Source organism: Pseudoalteromonas sp. SG43-4, assembly GCF_014164325.1.
GTDB lineage: Bacteria > Pseudomonadota > Gammaproteobacteria > Enterobacterales > Alteromonadaceae > Pseudoalteromonas > Pseudoalteromonas distincta.
This window is the reverse complement of sequence record NZ_JACJFB010000009.1, coordinates 143,130-162,115: the sequence shown is the minus strand read 5'-3', so window position 1 is coordinate 162,115 and position 18,986 is coordinate 143,130. Positions and strand designations below refer to the sequence as shown.

At 38.8% G+C, this 18,986-nt stretch carries 16 protein-coding genes; 1 reads left to right on the top strand and 15 read right to left on the bottom strand.

Features of this window, described 5'->3' with window-relative positions; genetic code table 11:
• Nucleotides 1-4 precede the first annotated feature (4 nt).
• The 12 genes from H5160_RS11090 to rppH all read right to left on the bottom strand — a co-directional run bounded on the left by H5160_RS11090 (nt 5) and on the right by rppH (nt 13,584).
• Entirely contained in the window at nt 5-2,950 is a 2,946-nt protein-coding gene (locus H5160_RS11090) for a hypothetical protein (RefSeq protein ID WP_259417045.1), read from the bottom strand.
• On the bottom strand, nt 2,937-3,767 hold the full coding sequence (locus tag H5160_RS11085; protein ID WP_024592959.1) for a molecular chaperone: 831 nt from the start codon (nt 3,765-3,767) through the stop codon (nt 2,937-2,939). The genes H5160_RS11090 and H5160_RS11085 overlap by 14 nt, the downstream gene beginning before the upstream one ends.
• Before the next feature lie 9 nt (nt 3,768-3,776).
• A complete protein-coding gene (locus H5160_RS11080; RefSeq protein WP_024594914.1) occupies nt 3,777-4,259 on the bottom strand; it encodes a DUF4402 domain-containing protein in 483 nt (160 codons plus the stop codon).
• 3 nt (nt 4,260-4,262) lie between these two features.
• Complete coding sequence (locus H5160_RS11075; protein ID WP_170071817.1) at nt 4,263-4,865, bottom strand: DUF4402 domain-containing protein; 603 nt, start codon at nt 4,863-4,865, stop codon at nt 4,263-4,265.
• 115 nt (nt 4,866-4,980) lie between these two features.
• A complete protein-coding gene (locus tag H5160_RS11070; protein WP_182737448.1) occupies nt 4,981-5,535 on the bottom strand; it encodes an SPOR domain-containing protein in 555 nt (184 codons plus the stop codon).
• A gap of 369 nt (nt 5,536-5,904) precedes the next feature.
• Entirely contained in the window at nt 5,905-6,588 is a 684-nt protein-coding gene (locus H5160_RS11065; RefSeq protein ID WP_024594911.1) for an SPOR domain-containing protein, read from the bottom strand.
• Between the two features lie 698 nt (nt 6,589-7,286).
• Nucleotides 7,287-8,165, bottom strand: coding sequence for a UTP--glucose-1-phosphate uridylyltransferase GalU (gene galU / locus H5160_RS11060; protein WP_002958699.1), 879 nt, complete (start codon nt 8,163-8,165; stop codon nt 7,287-7,289).
• A 23-nt stretch (nt 8,166-8,188) separates the two neighbouring features.
• The gene (locus H5160_RS11055) at nt 8,189-9,040 is read right to left on the bottom strand and encodes a thymidylate synthase (RefSeq protein ID WP_024594909.1); all 852 of its coding nucleotides are present in this window, start codon (nt 9,038-9,040) and stop codon (nt 8,189-8,191) included.
• Between the two features lie 13 nt (nt 9,041-9,053).
• Nucleotides 9,054-9,857 carry a prolipoprotein diacylglyceryl transferase gene (gene lgt / locus H5160_RS11050; RefSeq protein WP_002958701.1) on the bottom strand — a complete coding sequence of 268 codons (804 nt, stop codon included), beginning with the start codon at nt 9,855-9,857 and terminating at the stop codon, nt 9,054-9,056.
• Between the two features lie 13 nt (nt 9,858-9,870).
• Entirely contained in the window at nt 9,871-10,680 is an 810-nt protein-coding gene (locus tag H5160_RS11045; protein ID WP_182732732.1) for a sulfite exporter TauE/SafE family protein, read from the bottom strand.
• A gap of 90 nt (nt 10,681-10,770) precedes the next feature.
• Complete coding sequence (gene ptsP, locus H5160_RS11040; protein WP_182732733.1) at nt 10,771-13,035, bottom strand: phosphoenolpyruvate--protein phosphotransferase; 2,265 nt, start codon at nt 13,033-13,035, stop codon at nt 10,771-10,773.
• Nucleotides 13,036-13,065: 30 nt separating this feature from the next.
• The gene (gene rppH, locus H5160_RS11035) at nt 13,066-13,584 is read right to left on the bottom strand and encodes an RNA pyrophosphohydrolase (protein WP_002958704.1); all 519 of its coding nucleotides are present in this window, start codon (nt 13,582-13,584) and stop codon (nt 13,066-13,068) included.
• A 530-nt stretch (nt 13,585-14,114) separates the two neighbouring features.
• Between rppH and mutH the strand changes: the two genes are divergently transcribed.
• Nucleotides 14,115-14,786, top strand: a complete 672-nt coding sequence (gene mutH, locus H5160_RS11030) for a DNA mismatch repair endonuclease MutH (RefSeq protein WP_182737446.1) — start codon at nt 14,115-14,117, stop codon at nt 14,784-14,786.
• Between the two features lie 193 nt (nt 14,787-14,979).
• Here the strand turns inward: mutH and eno are convergent, their stop codons facing one another.
• The 3 genes from eno to mazG form a co-directional block, all read right to left on the bottom strand.
• Entirely contained in the window at nt 14,980-16,278 is a 1,299-nt protein-coding gene (eno, locus tag H5160_RS11025) for a phosphopyruvate hydratase (protein WP_002958706.1), read from the bottom strand.
• Nucleotides 16,279-16,390: 112 nt separating this feature from the next.
• Nucleotides 16,391-18,025, bottom strand: coding sequence for a CTP synthase (locus tag H5160_RS11020; protein ID WP_033020682.1), 1,635 nt, complete (start codon nt 18,023-18,025; stop codon nt 16,391-16,393).
• Nucleotides 18,026-18,187: 162 nt separating this feature from the next.
• A complete protein-coding gene (gene mazG, locus H5160_RS11015; protein ID WP_182723989.1) occupies nt 18,188-18,985 on the bottom strand; it encodes a nucleoside triphosphate pyrophosphohydrolase in 798 nt (265 codons plus the stop codon).
• Between the last annotated feature and the right edge of the window lies 1 nt (nt 18,986).

The following is an 18,986-nucleotide window of genomic DNA, read 5'->3' as shown; positions in this document are numbered from 1 at the left end:
TCCTTTAATGAAGTATTTCATGTGTTTCAATAACACACTTTAATCCTTGCGCTTTTACTGAGTCGCATACAGAGATAAGCTTTGGCGAACTATTTGTTGCGTACGCTAAGGCTAAAATAAATTTATTTTTAGCTTTATCATACATATAAAAAGCTTCTTGCTGCTCTATTCGTGGTGCTATTAAACGGTAATAAATTTTTAAGATATTTAACGAACTAAAACTTCCGGCATTGGCAATGCTTCCTGTTGTTGCACTGAGCGCCTTTAACGTTAAATCAACGCCCATTACTACATCTCCTTGAGGCGATAAATTAACTGTTATATTTTGAGTGTTGTTTAGCTGCTTGCGTTGTTTATATTCATCATCAATTACTGCTTTATACTGCCCCGGTTTAAGGTCTGTAAATAAATAATAGCCATCATATGCTGCTTGAGTTTGTGCAACTTGATCCCCTTTCTCATTCAATAGCGCTATATTTGCAAAGGGCTGGATCTGTGTTGTATCACCTTTTTGTTGATAAACAACTCCCTCCACTTCACTGGCATTATTTAATGCAAAATCCATATACTCTACAAAACCAGCCCTTGGTGTAATAGAAAAACCCTCATTAGCTGGTATTAAAAACGGATCTTCAAAACTATTTCTATCTAGTATTATATCTGTTGTACGATTTGCTGGCATTGAAGTTAATAGCGCAACGCCGTGTTCGTCTGTAATTGCTTGACGATAATTGTGAACGCCTTTTACCTTTACGCCGCCAACACCGTGCTCATCATCATCCATAATACCGTTATTATTTTGATCTAAAAATACGCGTAACATTAAACTACCCGTGTTAGTTAAGCTGCGCTTAGAGACAAAATATGTGTTGTGTTCAACATCAAACCCTAAGCTAAAACGACTATAAATACCGAGCCGCCAATCATCGTTACTGTTGTAGTTTAAGTTACTCGTTAAACTAAACTTGTCGCTTTGCCAATTGAGTCCTAATTCGGCCGATTGAATATTATTACGAAGGGAATCAGTTATAGTCAGTTCGGCTTGTAAATCTCGGCCCAAGTTGCGGCTAAACTCAGCCTCGTAACTAACAAGCTCACTTACTGGCGATATACTATAATCTATACCAAACCTTGTGTAGGTTCTCCCAAAGCGCTTTTGAAAACGTGTTGTTCCAAAAGTACTCTTAGAGCTATCGTCTTGTTGCCACAGCAATTGGTTACTTAGTGCAAATCCTGAGTATGAGTAGTTGAACTGGTTGCGTACTTGTTTAAAACGCCCTCTAATATCACTATCGTCATATAAGACGTTATTTTGATAAGAAAGGCGTCCATAGGTATTATTCATTAGCCCACCAGCTAAATTTATTTGGTAGCTGTTAAAATCTTGCTGCTGTTCGTCGGTACGATTTGTAGCGCTAAAAAGTAGTGATTGTTCGGCAATTTGAGTTCGGGCTGTAAATTCAAATTCTTGTTCATTGTTATTATTTTTTTCAACATTCGCATTTAATAATAATCGGTCAAACAAGCTTATGTTGGTACCAAATGCATACTTAAGTAGATCGTCATCCGTATTTTTTTGACCTGATGTAGCAGTGTATACAGATATATTATCTGTAAGCCCTTGCTCATATCTACCCGCAACTTGCCAACCCTGCCCCTGCGAGCTTGAAACATTGTTATTTAGTAACTGCTTGCCTTGTTCAGTAACCGACAATTCATAGTTACCTTGTCCCTGCTTAAGTTGATTTCCGTCCACAAAGTAATAATCACTTTTACGCTCAACTTGACCTTGAGGCCCATAAAAAATAAGCTCAAAATTATTAGCTCCAAATAATAGGTTTATATTATCAAAAATATAACGCCCATCTGCGAGGCTAAGCTGTTGGTCTATTAATATTTCATTACGATACAGCTCTACATCCCAACCTGGCTGTATAGCACCGCTTAAGTTAACTTGGTTATTAACTATTTTTCTACTGGTTACATTATTAGAAACTTTAACACCTCGGGCATACTGACTACTGTAGTTATTACCTACTTGCGTGGCGATAACATCACCAAAAGATATTTCAGTAGGCATGAAGCTGTTTTTTATTTCTTTGTCTAAGTTTTGCTTTGTAAACGTTAACCTAGAGTTGGTAAGTAAGTCAGTACTTCGTCCAGACAAAAAATACTCTGCAGATAAATACGCAAAGTCTTGAGTGCCTAAAAGTGAATAGTTCGTAGAATGTCTATCATCGCTCGCGGTAAAATTTAGTTGTAAGTCGGCAACCGGAGAAGATAGCGCTTTATATGGGCTAGCTTTCCATGGGAGCGTAGGTGGCGATCTCTTGTTAGGTGATTTTAGGTTGCGCGACTGTCTGTATCTTTGTTGTTCAACCGGTAAGGGGATCTCTGAGCTTATAAGTAATTCTAAATCTGGGTAATCAATATTAAACTCTAGATTTAAAGCATTATGTAAACTTTGAATATCTACATAAATATCATCTTCAATGGTAATTTGATTTTTTGCTAATAAGTAGCTCTGTGTAGGACTAGTAAATACAGCGGGTGTAACCGCTGCATTTAGAAAAAGAGGTTGTTGATTTGCTCCAACACCTTGAGCAATTCGATTGCTAGCATCAACATTCATTGCAAATTGTAGAATATCAAATAAGTCGCTTAAACTAACTTGTACACTTTGCTCGCTTTTAATTGCTGCAACTTCACCTAAGTAGTATGAGTTTAAATAAAGCGAAAGTATTAATAACTCGCCTGTGGCGATTCGCTGTTGCTGATTTTCTTTGTTTTTATAATCAATTACTTCAACGGGCTTAGTTAGCTTTAGTTCAATTGCGCGTAGTGTTGTTAAAGCATCCCCCACGGAAGAATTAGGATTAGCTATTACACTATTACTAAGCAAACTACTTATGCTTAGTAATAGTGCATACAATAAATTATTTAGCGTCATTCACAGTTAAAACATTAAGTGATTGTGAGGTTAAAGGCAGAGTGTATTGTGCAAATGTAAGGTCTTTATATTCTTGACTGCCTTCATATTTAAAAATGACTTTTCCTGCTTTATCTAAATTTTTGTCACTAAATAAACTAAGGGTTACAAACGCATTATCCACTTCTGGATAAATACTTAAATTACCAATTTCTGCAATTTTAACTTGCTCGTTATTGCTATCAACAAAGTAAGCACTTAATTTACCGTAGCTACTAAACTTACCTTCTCGTTTTATATTCAATAAAAACTGAGGACGTTGATTGCTTTCATTTAGCACTAGCTTAGCTTGTTCTATGGCAACTTCTGGCTGTTTCATGTCTTTACGTAACAAAATAGGAATGCTGTAGCTCATAATCATATTAACTTTTATTGAGCTTGTTTTATTAGTATTTTCACCAGGCAATGCTTGAAATAGAAGATGAGAGCGGTACTCACCAGAAGCTAGACCTTTAGGTTTACGTATTGCTATTTTTACTGTTTGTTTTTCACCAGGTGCTAAACGCATTTGTTTTGGTGACAAACGTGCCATTGAACTTAAACTTTCGCTTGTAGCCTCTGCCAACTGTATGTAGCCACCGCTAGGTTGCGCTTGCTTCTCACTCCATAAAACACGATATGTTTGATATTCATCCCCCGTATTAATTACGGTAACTTTAGCGGTTCGTTGACGTTCATCAAAACTAATACGGGTTGGAGAGATAAGTAAATTTGCGTATGCATTTTTTCCTAAAATACATACACTCAGTGCGAGCAGCACTACAACTTTATAAAGCATGTTTTTCCTTTAGTAATCAATCGTAATTTCTAATTGGGTGTCAGTAATAAAACTACCATCTAAGTAACTTTGGCTAGTCCCTGTCGTTATTAAACGGCCACCTACTTTGAGTAAAAGATCTCCAAATTCATCGCTAGTTTGCGTGCTTGGTAAATCCACTAATACAACCGAAAACTTGGCACTATTAGCTCCAAGTACTTCACTTTGCAATGTAGAGTCACTCATTTTATTAAACGATATTTGAGTAAGCGGAGGTAAATCGGTAAATAAAAGTTCTGCGGGATTCCCCTCAGTTAATACGTAAATACTACCAAATGTGGTTATTTCACCATTGTGGTTAATCGTGATAGAGCTTAAAGTATTATTTTGAGGGATAACTAAAGTGCCAAAATTAAGCGCTTCTTGTTGTATGCTTGCGCTATAGGCTTGCTCGCTAAACATTAACGAAAGCCAAGCAGAAACATACAAAAAGCGCATTGTTTGTTTAAACACTAATTAATATGACACTTCAATATTAAAGCTACCAGAATACTCACCATCAGGGTAATCCACACTTGATGCGTTTGATGAAGTAGAAAGAGTCGCGCCTATATTAAATGATACAGCGCCATCAGCACCAGCTTGTAGGTTAGGAGTACCCTGCGTATAAAGCGCTCCTGCATTTGTTCCGCTCGTTATAAAGTAAGTCCAAGCATCTACAGTAAAATCAGGTTCATTTAAGCCTTGCCCAGCTAAGGGTAGTATCAAAGTATTTACTGGGTCGCTAATGGTTAAAATAGAGTTTGGTACTACATCTGACACACTGAAAGCACCCGCTTCACCACCTTCAATTATTGAGATACTCGCAGCGTTACCAGTTGGATTATCTTGTGAAGTAACAGGGCTCGCAGCTGGATCAGGATTAACTGTCAGCGTTGCTTGTTCGGCGCCTAATGGATCTGAAATAGCACGAATAGTACCAAAATTTAAATCGTTATCTTTTGTGAGTACTACAGCATTTTGTACTGTTACTTTCGCTTCAAATGACTCTGTAGCAGCATAAGTGCTAAACGAGCTGACCACGGTGGCTACAGCTAATGCAGATAAATAAAACTTCATGCTAAATCCTTATAAGAAAATGGGCTTTATCAAATATTTGCCCAACTATAGTTAGTATCGACTATTAGTACAAATACTTTAATACTATATAAGTTTAAAAGTCCTAATTTATTAATTATATTGGTTTTCCGACAAAAGCAGCAATATTACATACTTGATCAAGCTGATTAGCTAAATAACAAAACGCACTTACTTGAGCATCGTTTTTAAATGGACCTACACGTAATCCATACAAAGTCATATTATTATTTTTACGTTCAAACACAGTAAAATTAAATTGAGTAAATGCACTAGGGTATAATTGCTTAAGCCTTTCGACTCTTGCTCTAACAAGCTCTGGCTTTAAATACCAACCAAGCTGTGCTCCAATTTTAGTTTCATCTGTTAAGGTGAGTTCTGAGTTTTGTAAGTTTGATGTTTTTACTTCGGGAGTGTTATTTAGTGCCGTCGGTTCCAAATTCTGTGAAGGCTGATTACCATAGGTGATATCGATTTTACTTTGCATGAGTAAAGGAGGGTTTTCAGTTAATTCACTTTGAGACGATAACGCCATAATTAATAGCTGTAAATCATCTTCCATAGCAGTTAAACGACCAATGCTTTCTTGCTGTAAGTGCCACTGCGAAACATACTCTTTTACTTGTTTATCAGTTATTAAAGAATGCTGCACGCTCTCGTTATTTACAGTTGCGCTGCTGCATCCATATAAATAAAAAGATAAGAATAAAACTGATATTAAATGACAAGACTTCAAATACCGCATTGCAAAATGCACTCTACTAACCAAGATAATAAATCAAAGCAAATTTTGCGCCAATTTATAGCAACTTTTTAATTAAGTAGTCTATTTTGAAGTAAGAAAACCGAGTTGATAACAAAACAAAATTGCATTATTTAATTACTATCACTAATTATTGCTGTATTGCTCTAGCTACTGCCTCCGTGCACTCGTATATCAAAATTATTAGCGATAATTGCGTCAGGTTTAATCCCCAAGATTGATTAGGTATTATTACAGATTGATATTACGTAATACGGGCTACAGCCTTACTGGCTTATCGGTGTAGTTACTTACTATGCAATCGAGTTTATACAGCTTGAATACGTCACAGTCTGCTTTTGCATTTTTAAAGTTTTGGTAAGAGCCAAGTTTTAGCCTGTAAAACATTTTGTCGTTTATTTTGGCGGTTTCTACGTTAGTCAATATTTTGTCTCTAAATAACGGTGCTGCTTTAGTATTTAGCTCTTGCCATGCTTTAGCCACACCTTGCTCTGAGTCAACCGAAGCTACCTGCAAAGCAAATACATGTTTTGGTTTATTTAATTTTACAGCTTGTTTTTTATTGCTGTAGTTTTGTTTAACTTGTTGGCGTGATTTAACATTACGTGTGTTTCGAGGTGAGCGTACAGACTTGCTGCTATACCCTTGATTAGACTGCGCAATAGCTTTGCTGTTTATAATATCAATATGATTTACGAGGTAAGTTATTTCTTTTTCTAATCTTAAAATTCGCTCTATGCCTTCACGAGCTTGTTGCCACTGCATTGCAGCATCTTTTAGCTGAGCAAGCTCCAAGGCTGTAATTGAGACGTAGTCAGGCGAGTTACTTTGAGGTTGTTCATCAATAGTTTTTATTTCAGGCGTAACGCTGCATGCTGTGCCAAATAAAAGCATTAGCAAGCTAAGTAAAAGCCCAATGTTATTTTTTTTATATATAAACATGTATTTGCTGTCCTGAAAGCAGTGTTTTCACTACATTTCAGTTAAACATTCTCACAAGAAAGCGTTTAACTTTATTTAAGCTGTGAGCTATAAAACTTAGCTCTTCGCATGCTTGTCAGTGTTTTGTAAAACACAACGTTGCATACTCCCACCCTTCCTTGAGAGCATTATTTAATACAAATTTAATGCCAGTTAACACAAACTTTACAACATAAATAACAATATGTCTGTAATGACCTAAAAATTTTATTTTTAAAGAGGCTCCTTTCTTATTTTACTCTAGGGCCTGTTGACCTTTCAGGATTAAAACTTGTTCAATCTAGGGGCTATTTAATCGCGGCGCGAGGTTTGTAACCTAGTGGGCTCGATAACTGCTCCTGCGTTATTCTACTGACTTACATCCCTGTAAGAATAAGTAAAAACCGAGTAAAGCTTCCGCGTCCTGCTCACGCCCCTTACCTACATCCATGTAGGCAACAAAGAGTAAATTGCCCCGAGGCAGAACCCTTCGGGCAGCGCATGTTTGGCATCTATACTACGTTATCACCTATTTATGGGGAATAACCACACTACATAGGCTCTGCCTTGCCTAAATACCAAACAGCCTGCTGCAAATTTAGCCTCGAAAGATAAACAGGCCTGATAAAACTCATAAAAAAGGCGCCGATATAGGCGCCTTTCATGATTTACATTAACTGTTAAATCAGTTTTTTAATAAATGACTTTAATTCATCAGCAAATTCATCGCGACGAAGTGCAAATTCAATAGTCGCTTTTAAATAACCAATTTTACTTCCACAATCGTGGCTACGGCCTTTTATAGCGTATGCATCTACTTTTTCGTGTTCCATTAACATCGCAATTGCGTCAGTTAATTGAATTTCATTGCCTGCTCCTTGCGGAGTTTTTGCAAGTAACGGCCATATGTTTTCGCTTAATACGTATCGACCCACTACAGCTAAGTTAGATGGCGCTTCGTCTACTGGCGGTTTTTCTACCATGTTAAAAATTGGCGAGCTTTCACCTTGTTTTAAGTCAACATCGCCTAAATCAACCACACCAAACTTATCTACTTCATCCATTGGTACTGGCTCAACCATTATTTGGCTATGCTTGTTTTGCTCAAAATTAGCGATCATTTCTGCTAAGTTATCTTTTTTAAGATCGCTCTCTACATCATCAATAATTACATCAGGTAGAATAACTACAAACGGTTCGTTACCAATAATAGGCGCAGCACAACTAATAGCATGGCCTAAGCCTTTTGCTTCACCTTGGCGTACGTGAATAATGGTTACGTCTTTAGGGCAGATTGCTTGCACTTCGGCAAGTAGTTGCCGCTTTACACGCTTTTCTAAAGTAGCTTCTAGTTCAAAGCTCGTATCGAAGTGATTTTCGATTGAATTTTTACTTGAGTGCGTTACTAACACTATTTCTTTAATGCCTGCAGCAACGGCTTCGTTTACTACATATTGAATTAAAGGACGGTCTACCACTGGAAGCATTTCTTTAGGAATTGCTTTAGTGGCTGGTAACATACGAGTACCAAGGCCTGCTACTGGGATGACTGCTTTCATTTTATGTTTTCCTTAATCTTTTATTATACTGAAAATGGATATTGAATCGCTTCGTGGCATTGATAGCCTGTTACTTCAAAGTCGTCTCGTGTTACCCACGTTTCTATGTCTTCTAATGATTTAATTTTTGGATTAATTTTTAACTGAGGAGATGCAAATGGCTCACGCGTTAACTGCACATCACGCATCAGCTCAAGTTGGTTTTCGTAAATATGTGCATTAGCAATTTTATGATACGCCTTACCCGCTTTGTGGCCGGTAATTTGAGCCACTAGCGCAAGCAACACAAAACACTGAATTTGATTAAAATTAAGGCCAAGTGGCACATCACAGCTTCGCTGGTATGACGTTAAATATAGCGTATCACCAAGTAAGGAGAAAGTGTGTGTATGCATACACGGGCGCAGGCAACCAAGCTCAAACTCACCTGGATTATAAAACGTGATTATTTCACCACGGTCATCAATGCCATTTTTTAAGTTATTAATAACTTTGGAAAGCTGATCAAGCGTTGAGCCATCTGGTCGTTGCCAACCACGACCTTGTACGCCGTAAACACGCCCCATGTCATCCTCACCTTTACGGTTAGGATTATTAAGCCATGCATTGTTATCGTTTGCGTTAGCATCCCACGTTTTACAGCCAATTTCACGAAATTGCGCAGCGCTGTCGTACCCGCGTAAATAGCCTAGCAATTCAGCAATCGCTGCTTTGTAGTAACTTTTGCGTGTAGTGATCATCGGAAACTGATTATTAGCCACATCGTATTCTAAATCAGCATTGATAACGGTTAAACAACGCGTACCTGTACGTTTATTTTCGACCCACTGCCCTTCGTCAACAATACGCTGACATAATTCTAAATATTGTTTCATGCGTTACTTCTTATTATGCTTTAGCTGTGGTTATTTGTTTAGGTTGTTTATATGCCCAAATTAATAAGCCTAAACCACCTACAATCATAGGTAACGAAAGTATTTGTCCCATTGATATAAAGTCGGCAAATAAACCTAATTGTGCATCGGGTTGGCGGAAATATTCAATACAGAATCTAAACACGCCATAACCTAATAAAAATACACCGGCTACGCTGCCTGCTGGACGTGGTTTTTTAATAAACCATTGCAGGATTAAAAACAGCACTAAGCCTTCAAAAAATGCTTCGTATAATTGCGATGGGTGACGCGCAAGCGGACCGCCCGTTGGAAATACCATTGCCCATGGCACGTCGGTAACACGCCCCCATAATTCACCGTTTATAAAGTTACCAATACGTCCAGCTAAAAGCCCTACAGGAACCAGTGGTGCAACAAAGTCGCCCACTTGAAGAAGCGACTTTTTACGCGTCCACGAAAAAATTGCGACGGCAGTTATAACGCCAAGTGTTCCACCATGAAACGACATACCGCCCTGGTCTATTCTAAATAAATACAGTGGGTTTTCTATAAAGTAACTAAACTGGTAAAACAATACGTAGCCAATACGCCCGCCTAGTATTACCCCTAACATGCCGTAAAACAGTAAATCGCTTACTTGCTCTTTAGTCCAACCCGAATTTGGCTTTGATGCTTGACGATTTGCAAACCACATCGCAAATGCAAAACCTATTAAATACATCAAGCCATACCAACGTACGCTTAGCGGTCCAACAGAAAAAATAATTGGATCAATTTGAGGAAACTCAAGTGCCATAAAAAATAAACCTTTAGCTAAAAACCATTTTAATTGCGATAACTACAAGCAGCACCGCGAAAACTTTCTTAATTGTATTAACAGGTAAATAGTGAGTTGCTTTGGCGCCAATAGGCGCAACAAACCACGAGGTAATAACAATTCCAAATAATGCAGGTAAATAAACAAACCCAGCAAAACCATGCTCTAAATCGGTAACATGCCAGCCTGCGCTGATGTAACCAATAGAGCCAAATAATGCTATAACAATTCCGCACGCGGCTGCGCAGCCAATTGCTTTTTTTATATCAACCGAAAAATAATTAAGCATAGGTACTATTAAAGCACCACCACCAATACCAATTAAACCTGATAATCCGCCCATTATCGCAGAAAATCCACATAAAATAGGACCTGCTGGTAACGGTTTATCTGACATCGGTTTATTACGCGCGGATAGCACCATTCTTGCTGCAATAAAGACAACGCTTATAGCAAACACTGTACGCAATATTTGTTCAGGGATTAAACTTGCTGCAAAGCCACTAATAAGTGCACCTAAAGCCACGCCCGACATAACCCATGGGGCAATATTCCAAGGCACGTTATCATTTTTATGATGAGCCAGCGCTGAAGACGTTGAAGTAAATAAAATAGAAGCGAGTGAGGTTGCAATAGCAATTACTAATACATGATCAGCCGACGTTACATTAAATGAGAGTAGCAGAGTGCTTAGAACTGGAACGATAATTAAACCGCCACCAATGCCTAGTAACCCAGCTAAAAACCCAACAATACAGCCTAGTAGTGCGCAGCTTGCGACTAACAAACCTAAGTCATACATAGTAATCTCAAATACCCTTTTAAGGTTTATATATTAAAGGATTATAAAACTAATAGCATCTGTGTATTGCAATTAATTAGGCGTATAAGCTTATTTAGGAGTGTAAAACAAATCACCTAATTTATGCTCTAGCATAAAGCTTCGCGTTAAACGTAGTACTTGTTTGGCTGTGGATTGCGCTAAGCATTCATTTAATAGTTGTTCCATGTCACTGACATTTAAACGTCTAAGTACCCATTTAACTTTGTTAAGCGATGATAAATTCATACTAAGGCGCCTGTAACCCATGGCAATAAGCAAAATAGCCCCTTCAGGATCGCCGCCTAGTTCACCACACAAACTAAATGGCAGTTCATATTGCTCACATTCACGCGCTACTTTATTTAGTACCCTGAGTACGCCCGGGTGATAAGGGTTAAAAAGTTCGGCAACTCGTGCATTAGCCCTGTCTACTGCTAATAAATACTGTGTTAAATCGTTACTACCTACTGAGCAAAAATCGACTTTTTTTGACCACTCTGGAAGCATAAATACACTTGAAGGTACCTCTAGCATTATCCCTATGTCGGGTCTTTCTATGGTTTGCTCTGGGTATTTTTCACTTAACTCAAAATAAGCCTGTTCAAATAACGCAAGTGACTCATCAACTTCTTCAGTGCCGCTGATCATAGGGAGCATTATTTTTAGATTGCCTAAACCAATATTGGCTTTAAGCATCGCTTTTAGTTGATCTAAAAATAACTCTGGGTGATCAAGGCTAATACGAATGCCACGCCAACCTAAAAATGGATTCTCTTCGGTAATGTTAAAGTAATCGAGTACCTTATCGCCCCCAATATCCAATGTACGCATAACCACAGGATTAGGATGATAGCTAGTTAGTACTTCTCGGTACCAATTTTCTTGCTCTGATTGCGAAGGAAACTGACCCTTTTGCATAAACCACGCTTCGGTTCGATAAAGCCCCACACCGTCACAAATATGCGCGCTACTTTGCTCGGTATTAAGCTCAAGGCCTGCGTTTAATAATAAGCTAACATGCTCACCGTCAAGCGTAATTGATTCTGAGTCTTGCTCAGCTAAAAAGCGGTTATTAAGTAGGTTATCTTGATGCTGTAACTCTGTGTATTCATCCATCAACATTTGCGAAGGCGATATATATAAACGCCCAGCAAATGCATCTAAAATCATCGGTTTGCCATTAAACTGCAGTAGAGGTAAATCTTCTATACCCCAAATGGCAGGGATCCCCATCGCACGCGTTAATATAGAAGCATGGCTATTTGCAGAGCCATTTACGCTTACAACGCCTGTTAAGTGACCTTTTGGCACCTCAGCTAGCATGGCGGGTGTTAAGGTATTAGCAATTAAGATAGTGTTGGCCGGATAATTTTTAACAGCGTGCTCGGTATTTACAAGATGGTGTAATACGCGAAGACCAATGTCTTTAACGTCAACAGCACGCTCTTTTATATAAGGGTCTTGCATGGCATTAAATTGAGATATTAAACGCTCTATTACAATTTTTAGGGCGCTTTTAGCACACCAGCCTTCTTGTAATTGCATTTCAACATTATGCCCTAAACTTTTAGCGTCAAGCAGTTGTTGATACACATCAAATACCGCAAGAGCTTCGTGCGGAATAGAATCGCTTAGCGTCATAGATAGGGTATTAAATTCTTTGCGCGTTGCAGCTACGGCTTGTGTAAACAAACGGCGCTGCTCAGTAACGTCACTGTCTTTTAAAAGCTCAATAGATTTAAAATCGAGTTTTGGTAATACAACAAATGCTTGCCCTATACCTATTCCAGGCGCGCTCGATACGCCTTTTAAAACAGACGTTTGATGAGATGACTCATCTTGGCGGAGTATTTCTTTAATTTCAGCATGCGCTAACTGTGAAGCAAGCTGGGCAGAAAGCGTTATTAAAAACGACTCTTCGTCTTGGCTAAATACACGTGCCATTTTTTGTTGAACAACAATAACACCCAGTACTTTTTTTTGATGAACAACGGGTACAGATAAAAAAGCGTTGTAGCCTTCTTCGTTTACTTCGGGGGAGAGCTTAAAACGAGGATGCGATTTAGCAAATGCAATATTAATAGGTTCTTCGCGTTGCGCTACTAGGCCAACTAAACCTTCGGTAAAACCAATTCTAAACTTACCTACCGCATCGGGGTTTAGCCCTTCGGTTGCCATAAGTACAAAATTGTCTTGGCTGTAATCTGCAAAATAAATGGAGCAGCACTGGGTTTTCATGGCATCTTTAACCATTTGCACAAAGCACACTAATGCGCTGTCTAAATTCGCTTGTCGCGATACAGACTCCGCAATAGATCTCAGTGTAGCCAGCATACCCTGCTCCTTTATTGTATCGAGAAATTACTACCTTTTACTTCGCCAATGATCTTTATGTTGTTCTCTCTTATTAAAAGGCATGGCGAAAGGAGCAAACTCTTTCATTACTCGTCGATAAACATCCCGTTTAAACGATACAACCTGTCGTACAGGATACCAATAACTTACCCAGCGCCAATCATCAAACTCTGGATGATGGGTTTTAAGTAAATTTACATCTTCGTCTTTACAGCGTAATTTTAGTAAAAACCATTTTTGTTTTTGCCCAATACACACCGGACTAGAGTCTCGGCGGATTAATCGTTTGGGTAATTTATAGCGTAACCAATGTTTTGAGCTTGCGACTATTTCTACATCTTCTGGTCGCAACCCTACTTCTTCGTGTAATTCACGGTACATGGTTTGTTCTGCAGTTTCGCCATCATCAACACCACCTTGGGGAAATTGCCAAGAGTGTTGACCATAACGTCTGGCCCAAAAAACCTGTCCCTGATTATTGCAAATCACAATTCCGACATTGGCACGAAAACCTTCGGCATCAATCACCTTAGTGCCTCATTTGTAAGTCGATTTTTAATGATTGTTCCACATTAGCCGCAATACGGCAAATACTATTATACCCAAGCCAATTAGTGAGCTAAGTTTGAGCTTTTAGTATGTTGATAAATTAATAGAGAATAGGTAAATATTTAGAAAATAACTCAGCAAAGCTATTGCGGTTCTTGTTTTCCTCTAGTTACTCACAGTTTGTGCATAACTTTTGTAAAACACGCTCATTTTGCAAACAAATCCACAATATTAGATCTTAAAACTTAGCTTCTCCACAGATTCTGTGGATAAACATGTTCATATAGTTGTATTTATCCTTACAACTTTTAAATGGCTTAATCAAAACTGAACGTGCACATTTAAAAAAACCTGCAGAGTCAGTAACTTAAAGTAAAGTAGCTTAATTTCAATATGTGCAAAATTAACACAAACAACAAGCGAGCAAAAAACGTACAACCCTAAAGATATCCACGGCTTAGCCTATTTGCTATCATGGCTATGGTATTTATACAACCGAAATTAAGAATATGCGACCTACAAAACCACACTCAATAAACGACTTAATGCAGCGCGTTAACAGTATTGCCGGATTAACGCTAGGACAACTTGCAAACCACTACCATTTTAAAACACCTGATGACTTACTACGTGAAAAAGGCTGGACTGGGCAACTCATTGAATACGTACTAGGCGCTACTGCAGGCTCAAAACCCCTCCCCGATTTTGAAGATTTAGGAATTGAGCTAAAAACACTGCCTATTTCTTATAAAGGTAGGCCACTGGAAACTACGTTTGTATCGGTTACACCTTTAGTGAACGTAACGGGAATGACGTGGCATACCAGCTCTGTGCGTAAAAAACTAAATCATGTTTTATGGCTGCCAATTTTAAGCGAACGTGATATTGCGCCGTTTGACAGAACTATCGGCAGCGGCTTTTTGTGGCAGCCTTCACCTGAACAAGACGCTTTGTTACAACGCGACTGGGAAGAGCAAATGGAGCTAATTGCGCTAGGTAGAGTCGACGAAATATCAGGCCATTTAGGCGATGCTATGCAAATACGCCCCAAAGCTGCTCATAGTAAAATAGTCACTGATGCTATTGGCCCAAATGGGCAAATAATTAAAACCCTACCCCGTGGTTTTTATTTAAAAACCAGTTTTACAGGTGATATTTTAAAGCAGCAGTTTCAGCTATGAGTGCGTAAGAAGTTAAAGCATGAGTAAAGCGTTATACTTTTGTGCTCCACTCTTTAGTGCTGCGTACATCAACAAGCTTAAAGCATACAATTTATTTTCATCTCTTTGGAAAAAGTATCAGGCATAAAAAATCCCCGCATAGGCGAGGATTTTATCATCTAAAATTAAAAGTTATATTCTATGTAAAATAGAATTACTGACCTTTAACTTCTTTAAGACCGTTGTACGGTGCTTTATCACCTAATTGCTCTTCAATACGTAGCAATTGGTTGTACTTTGCAACACGGTCAGAACGGCTCAGTGAACCTGTTTTGATTTGACCTGCAGCAGTACCCACTGCTAAATCAGCAATTGTTGAATCTTCAGTTTCACCAGAACGGTGAGAAATAACAACAGTAAAACCAGCATCTTTAGCCATTTTGATTGCAGCTAAAGTTTCAGTTAAAGAACCGATTTGGTTAAACTTAATTAAGATTGAGTTAGCAATACCGTTGTCGATACCACGTTTTAAAATCTTCGTGTTAGTTACAAATAAATCATCACCTACTAATTGGATTTTATCACCCATTAGTTTAGTTTGGTGTGCAAAGCCATCCCAATCAGACTCATCAAGACCATCTTCAATAGAAACGATTGGGTACTGATTAGTAAGATCTTGTAAGAAGAAGTTAAATTCTTCAGAAGTGAATTTTTTACCTTCACCTTTAAGATCGTAGATGTTTGCTTCTTTGTCGTAAAACTCAGATGCAGCACAATCCATCGCTAAAGTAATATCTTTACCTAGCTCGTAACCTGCGTTTGCAACAGCTACTTTGATTGCAGCAAGAGCCGCTTCGTTAGATGCAAGGTTAGGTGCAAAACCACCTTCATCGCCAACCGCTGTTGAATGACCATCAGCTTTAAGCACTTTAGCAAGGCTGTGGAATACTTCAGCGCCCATACGTAGGCCTTCGCGGAAGTTTTTAGCGCCAACAGGTTGGATCATGAATTCTTGAATATCTACAGAGTTATCTGCGTGCTCACCACCATTGATGATGTTCATCATTGGAAGTGGCATAGAGTAAACACCTGGTGTGCCATTTAAGTCAGCAATATGTTCATAAAGCTCAACTTTTTTAGACTGTGCAGCTGCTTTCGCAGTTGCTAGTGATACAGCTAAGATTGCGTTTGCACCTAATTTTTCTTTATTTTCGGTACCATCTAAATCTAGCATCACTTTATCAACAGCGTTTTGATCTAATGCATTTTGACCAGCTAAAGCATCAGCAATTTCTTTATTAATATAACCAACTGCTTTTAATACGCCTTTACCTAAGTAACGTGATTTATCACCGTCGCGTAACTCTAATGCTTCACGAGTACCAGTAGATGCGCCTGAAGGTGCTGCTGCACGACCCCAAGAACCATCTGCTAAATGTACGTCTGCTTCAACAGTTGGGTTACCACGCGAGTCCATAATTTCGCGACCGATTACTTTTACGATTTCTGACATCTTGATTCCTCTATATTCCCAAAATGGTGAGTTCAGCTAACTTTACTACGTTTTATATAGCTTAGTCAGCCCTTAAAACAAAAAAGCCGTGCAATATGCACGGCTTTTAAAATTACGAATTCGCTTTTTGGTGGATGTGCGCAGCTGCTACAAACCCTTCAAATAACGGATGACCATCACGTGGCGTTGACGTGAATTCCGGATGGAACTGCGCGGCAATAAACCATGGGTGATCTTTATTTTCGATAATTTCTACCAGTTTTTTATCTTCTGATAAACCAGTAAAGCTTAAGCCTGCTTTTTCAAGTATTTCTACGAAGTTATTATTTACTTCGTAGCGATGACGATGACGTTCAACAATTTCGTCGCTGCCATATACTCCATGTACTTTAGAACCAGGCGTTAAATGACACTTTTGTGCGCCTAAACGCATAGTGCCACCTAAATCAGATTTTTCGCTACGTGTTTCAACATTACCTTCAGCATCTAGCCATTCAGTAATTAAGCCAACTACAGGCGCTTCTGAATTTGCATTAAATTCTGTAGAGTTTGCATCCGTTAAACCTGCAACATTACGTGCATATTCAATTAATGCTACTTGCATCCCTAAACAAATACCTAAGTATGGTACTTTATTTTCACGTGCATATTTAGCTGCTAAAATTTTACCTTCAACACCACGTCCGCCAAATCCACCCGGTACTAAAATAGCATCTAAGTGTGAAAGTAATTCAACACCTTTGCTTTCTAAGTCTTGTGAATCTACGTATTCAATGTTGATTGTTAGGCGGTTTTTAAGACCCGCATGCTTTAATGCTTCGTTAACCGATTTGTACGCATCTGGTAATTCAATATATTTACCAACCATACCAATGGTCACTTCACCCGTTGGGTTAGACTCTTGATAAAGTACTTGTTCCCACTCAGCTAAATCAGCTTCTGGTGGATCTAAGTGAAAACGACGACATACAAAGTTATCTAATTCTTGTGTTTTTAATAACGCAGGAATTTTATAAATGCTGTCTACATCGGGTAGTGAAATAACCGCTTTTTCTTCTACGTTTGTGAATAATGAGATTTTTGCACGCTCATTATTAGGTAGTTTACGGTCTGAACGACAAATAAGAATATCTGGTTGAATACCTACTGAGCGTAACTCTTTAACAGAGTGCTGAGTTGGTTTCGTTTTAACTTCACCGGCAGGGCCTAAAAATGGCACTAGCGTTAAGTGAATAAATAGCGCGCGTTCGCGGCCAATTTCAGTTCCCATCTGACGAATTGCTTCAATAAACGGTTGTGATTCAATATCACCTACAGTGCCGCCAATTTCTACAATAGCAATATCATAACCTTCAGCACCGTCGTATACACGCTGCTTAATATCGTTAGTGATATGTGGAATAACCTGAATAGTAGCACCTAGGTATTCACCACGGCGCTCACGACGTAATACGTCTTCATATACACGGCCTTGTGTGAAGTTATTACGACTAGTCATTTTGGTACGGATAAAACGCTCGTAGTGACCTAAATCAAGGTCAGTTTCTGCGCCGTCTTCTGTAACGTAAACTTCACCGTGTTGAATTGGGCTCATTGTGCCTGGGTCAACGTTGATGTAAGGATCCAGCTTTAAAATGGTAACATTTAAACCACGGGCTTCTAAAATAGCGGCCAGTGAAGCTGCGGCAATACCTTTACCCAACGAAGAAACAACTCCGCCAGTAACGAAGATAAATTTTGTACTCATGCGAACCCTAGAATATCAGGAATTAAAAGGAATATAACACCCAAAGAAGAGCCTAAGGGTATATCATCAAGACGGGGCGAAATTGTACCAAAACACTGCTTATCAATCCAGCTAAAATTAGCTAATACGCGCACAAAAAATGTGCACTATTTAACATTAAGCCTATTTTACTTTTTTAATCGCATCCCACGCACTATCCATCTCTTCAAAGGTTGCTGTATCTAAGCTTTTACCTTGCGCATGCAAATAAGCGTTTACCTTTTCAAAACGCGCTGAAAACTTATCATTAGCGCTACGAAGCAGTTGTTCGGGATCTCGTTTAACATGGCGTATAACATTAACAGTGGCAAAAAGTAAGTCGCCGAGCTCTTCCGCTGTATGATCAGATAGCGGGTCTTGCTCAATCGCTTCTTTTACTTCAAGCACTTCTTCACTCACTTTATCTAGTGCACCATGATACGTTGGCCAATCAAAGCCAAGGGAAGCCACGCGTTGTTGAATTTTTTTGGCTTTACTTAAGCTTGGCATACTGCCAGGAATATCTTGCCAAAAAGAAGGGGGTTCGGTTTGCGCTCTAGCACTTCGCTCCTGTGCTTTGATTGCTTGCCACTGCTGCGATAATTGATCGTCTGTTAACTCTTTTTTTTCACCAAACACATGCGGGTGACGACGGGTAAGCTTATCGTTTAATTGCTCTACTAGATCATTAAAATCAAATAGATTTTGCTCTTGTGCAAGTTGCGCATAAAAAACTATTTGAAATAGCAAATCACCCAATTCACCTTTAAGCTCATCTAAGTTGCCTGATTCAATACAGTCGGCAACTTCGTACGCTTCTTCTAGCGTATGCGGCACAATAGATTTAAAATCTTGCTTGAGATCCCACGGACAACCGCCCTTGGGATCTCGCAGTGTTTTCATTATGCTAAGAAGTTGTGTAAGCGCTGTATTATCATTCATG

Excerpts from the sequence above, each read along its gene's own strand:
- lgt (WP_002958701.1), bottom strand. The coding sequence starts at position 9,857 with ATGGCACTTGAGTTTCCTCAAATTGATCCAATTATTTTTTCTGTTGGA.
- eno (WP_002958706.1), bottom strand. The coding sequence starts at position 16,278 with ATGTCAGAAATCGTAAAAGTAATCGGTCGCGAAATTATGGACTCGCGT.
- H5160_RS11020 (WP_033020682.1), bottom strand. The coding sequence starts at position 18,025 with ATGAGTACAAAATTTATCTTCGTTACTGGCGGAGTTGTTTCTTCGTTG.
- H5160_RS11065 (WP_024594911.1), bottom strand. The coding sequence starts at position 6,588 with ATGTTTATATATAAAAAAAATAACATTGGGCTTTTACTTAGCTTGCTA.
- H5160_RS11085 (WP_024592959.1), bottom strand. The coding sequence starts at position 3,767 with ATGCTTTATAAAGTTGTAGTGCTGCTCGCACTGAGTGTATGTATTTTA.
- H5160_RS11055 (WP_024594909.1), bottom strand. The coding sequence starts at position 9,040 with ATGAAACAATATTTAGAATTATGTCAGCGTATTGTTGACGAAGGGCAG.
- galU (WP_002958699.1), bottom strand. The coding sequence starts at position 8,165 with ATGAAAGCAGTCATCCCAGTAGCAGGCCTTGGTACTCGTATGTTACCA.
- H5160_RS11045 (WP_182732732.1), bottom strand. The coding sequence starts at position 10,680 with ATGTATGACTTAGGTTTGTTAGTCGCAAGCTGCGCACTACTAGGCTGT.
- H5160_RS11075 (WP_170071817.1), bottom strand. The coding sequence starts at position 4,865 with ATGAAGTTTTATTTATCTGCATTAGCTGTAGCCACCGTGGTCAGCTCG.
- mutH (WP_182737446.1), top strand. The coding sequence starts at position 14,115 with ATGCGACCTACAAAACCACACTCAATAAACGACTTAATGCAGCGCGTT.
- mazG (WP_182723989.1), bottom strand. The coding sequence starts at position 18,985 with ATGAATGATAATACAGCGCTTACACAACTTCTTAGCATAATGAAAACA.
- ptsP (WP_182732733.1), bottom strand. The coding sequence starts at position 13,035 with ATGCTGGCTACACTGAGATCTATTGCGGAGTCTGTATCGCGACAAGCG.
- H5160_RS11090 (WP_259417045.1), bottom strand. The coding sequence starts at position 2,950 with ATGACGCTAAATAATTTATTGTATGCACTATTACTAAGCATAAGTAGT.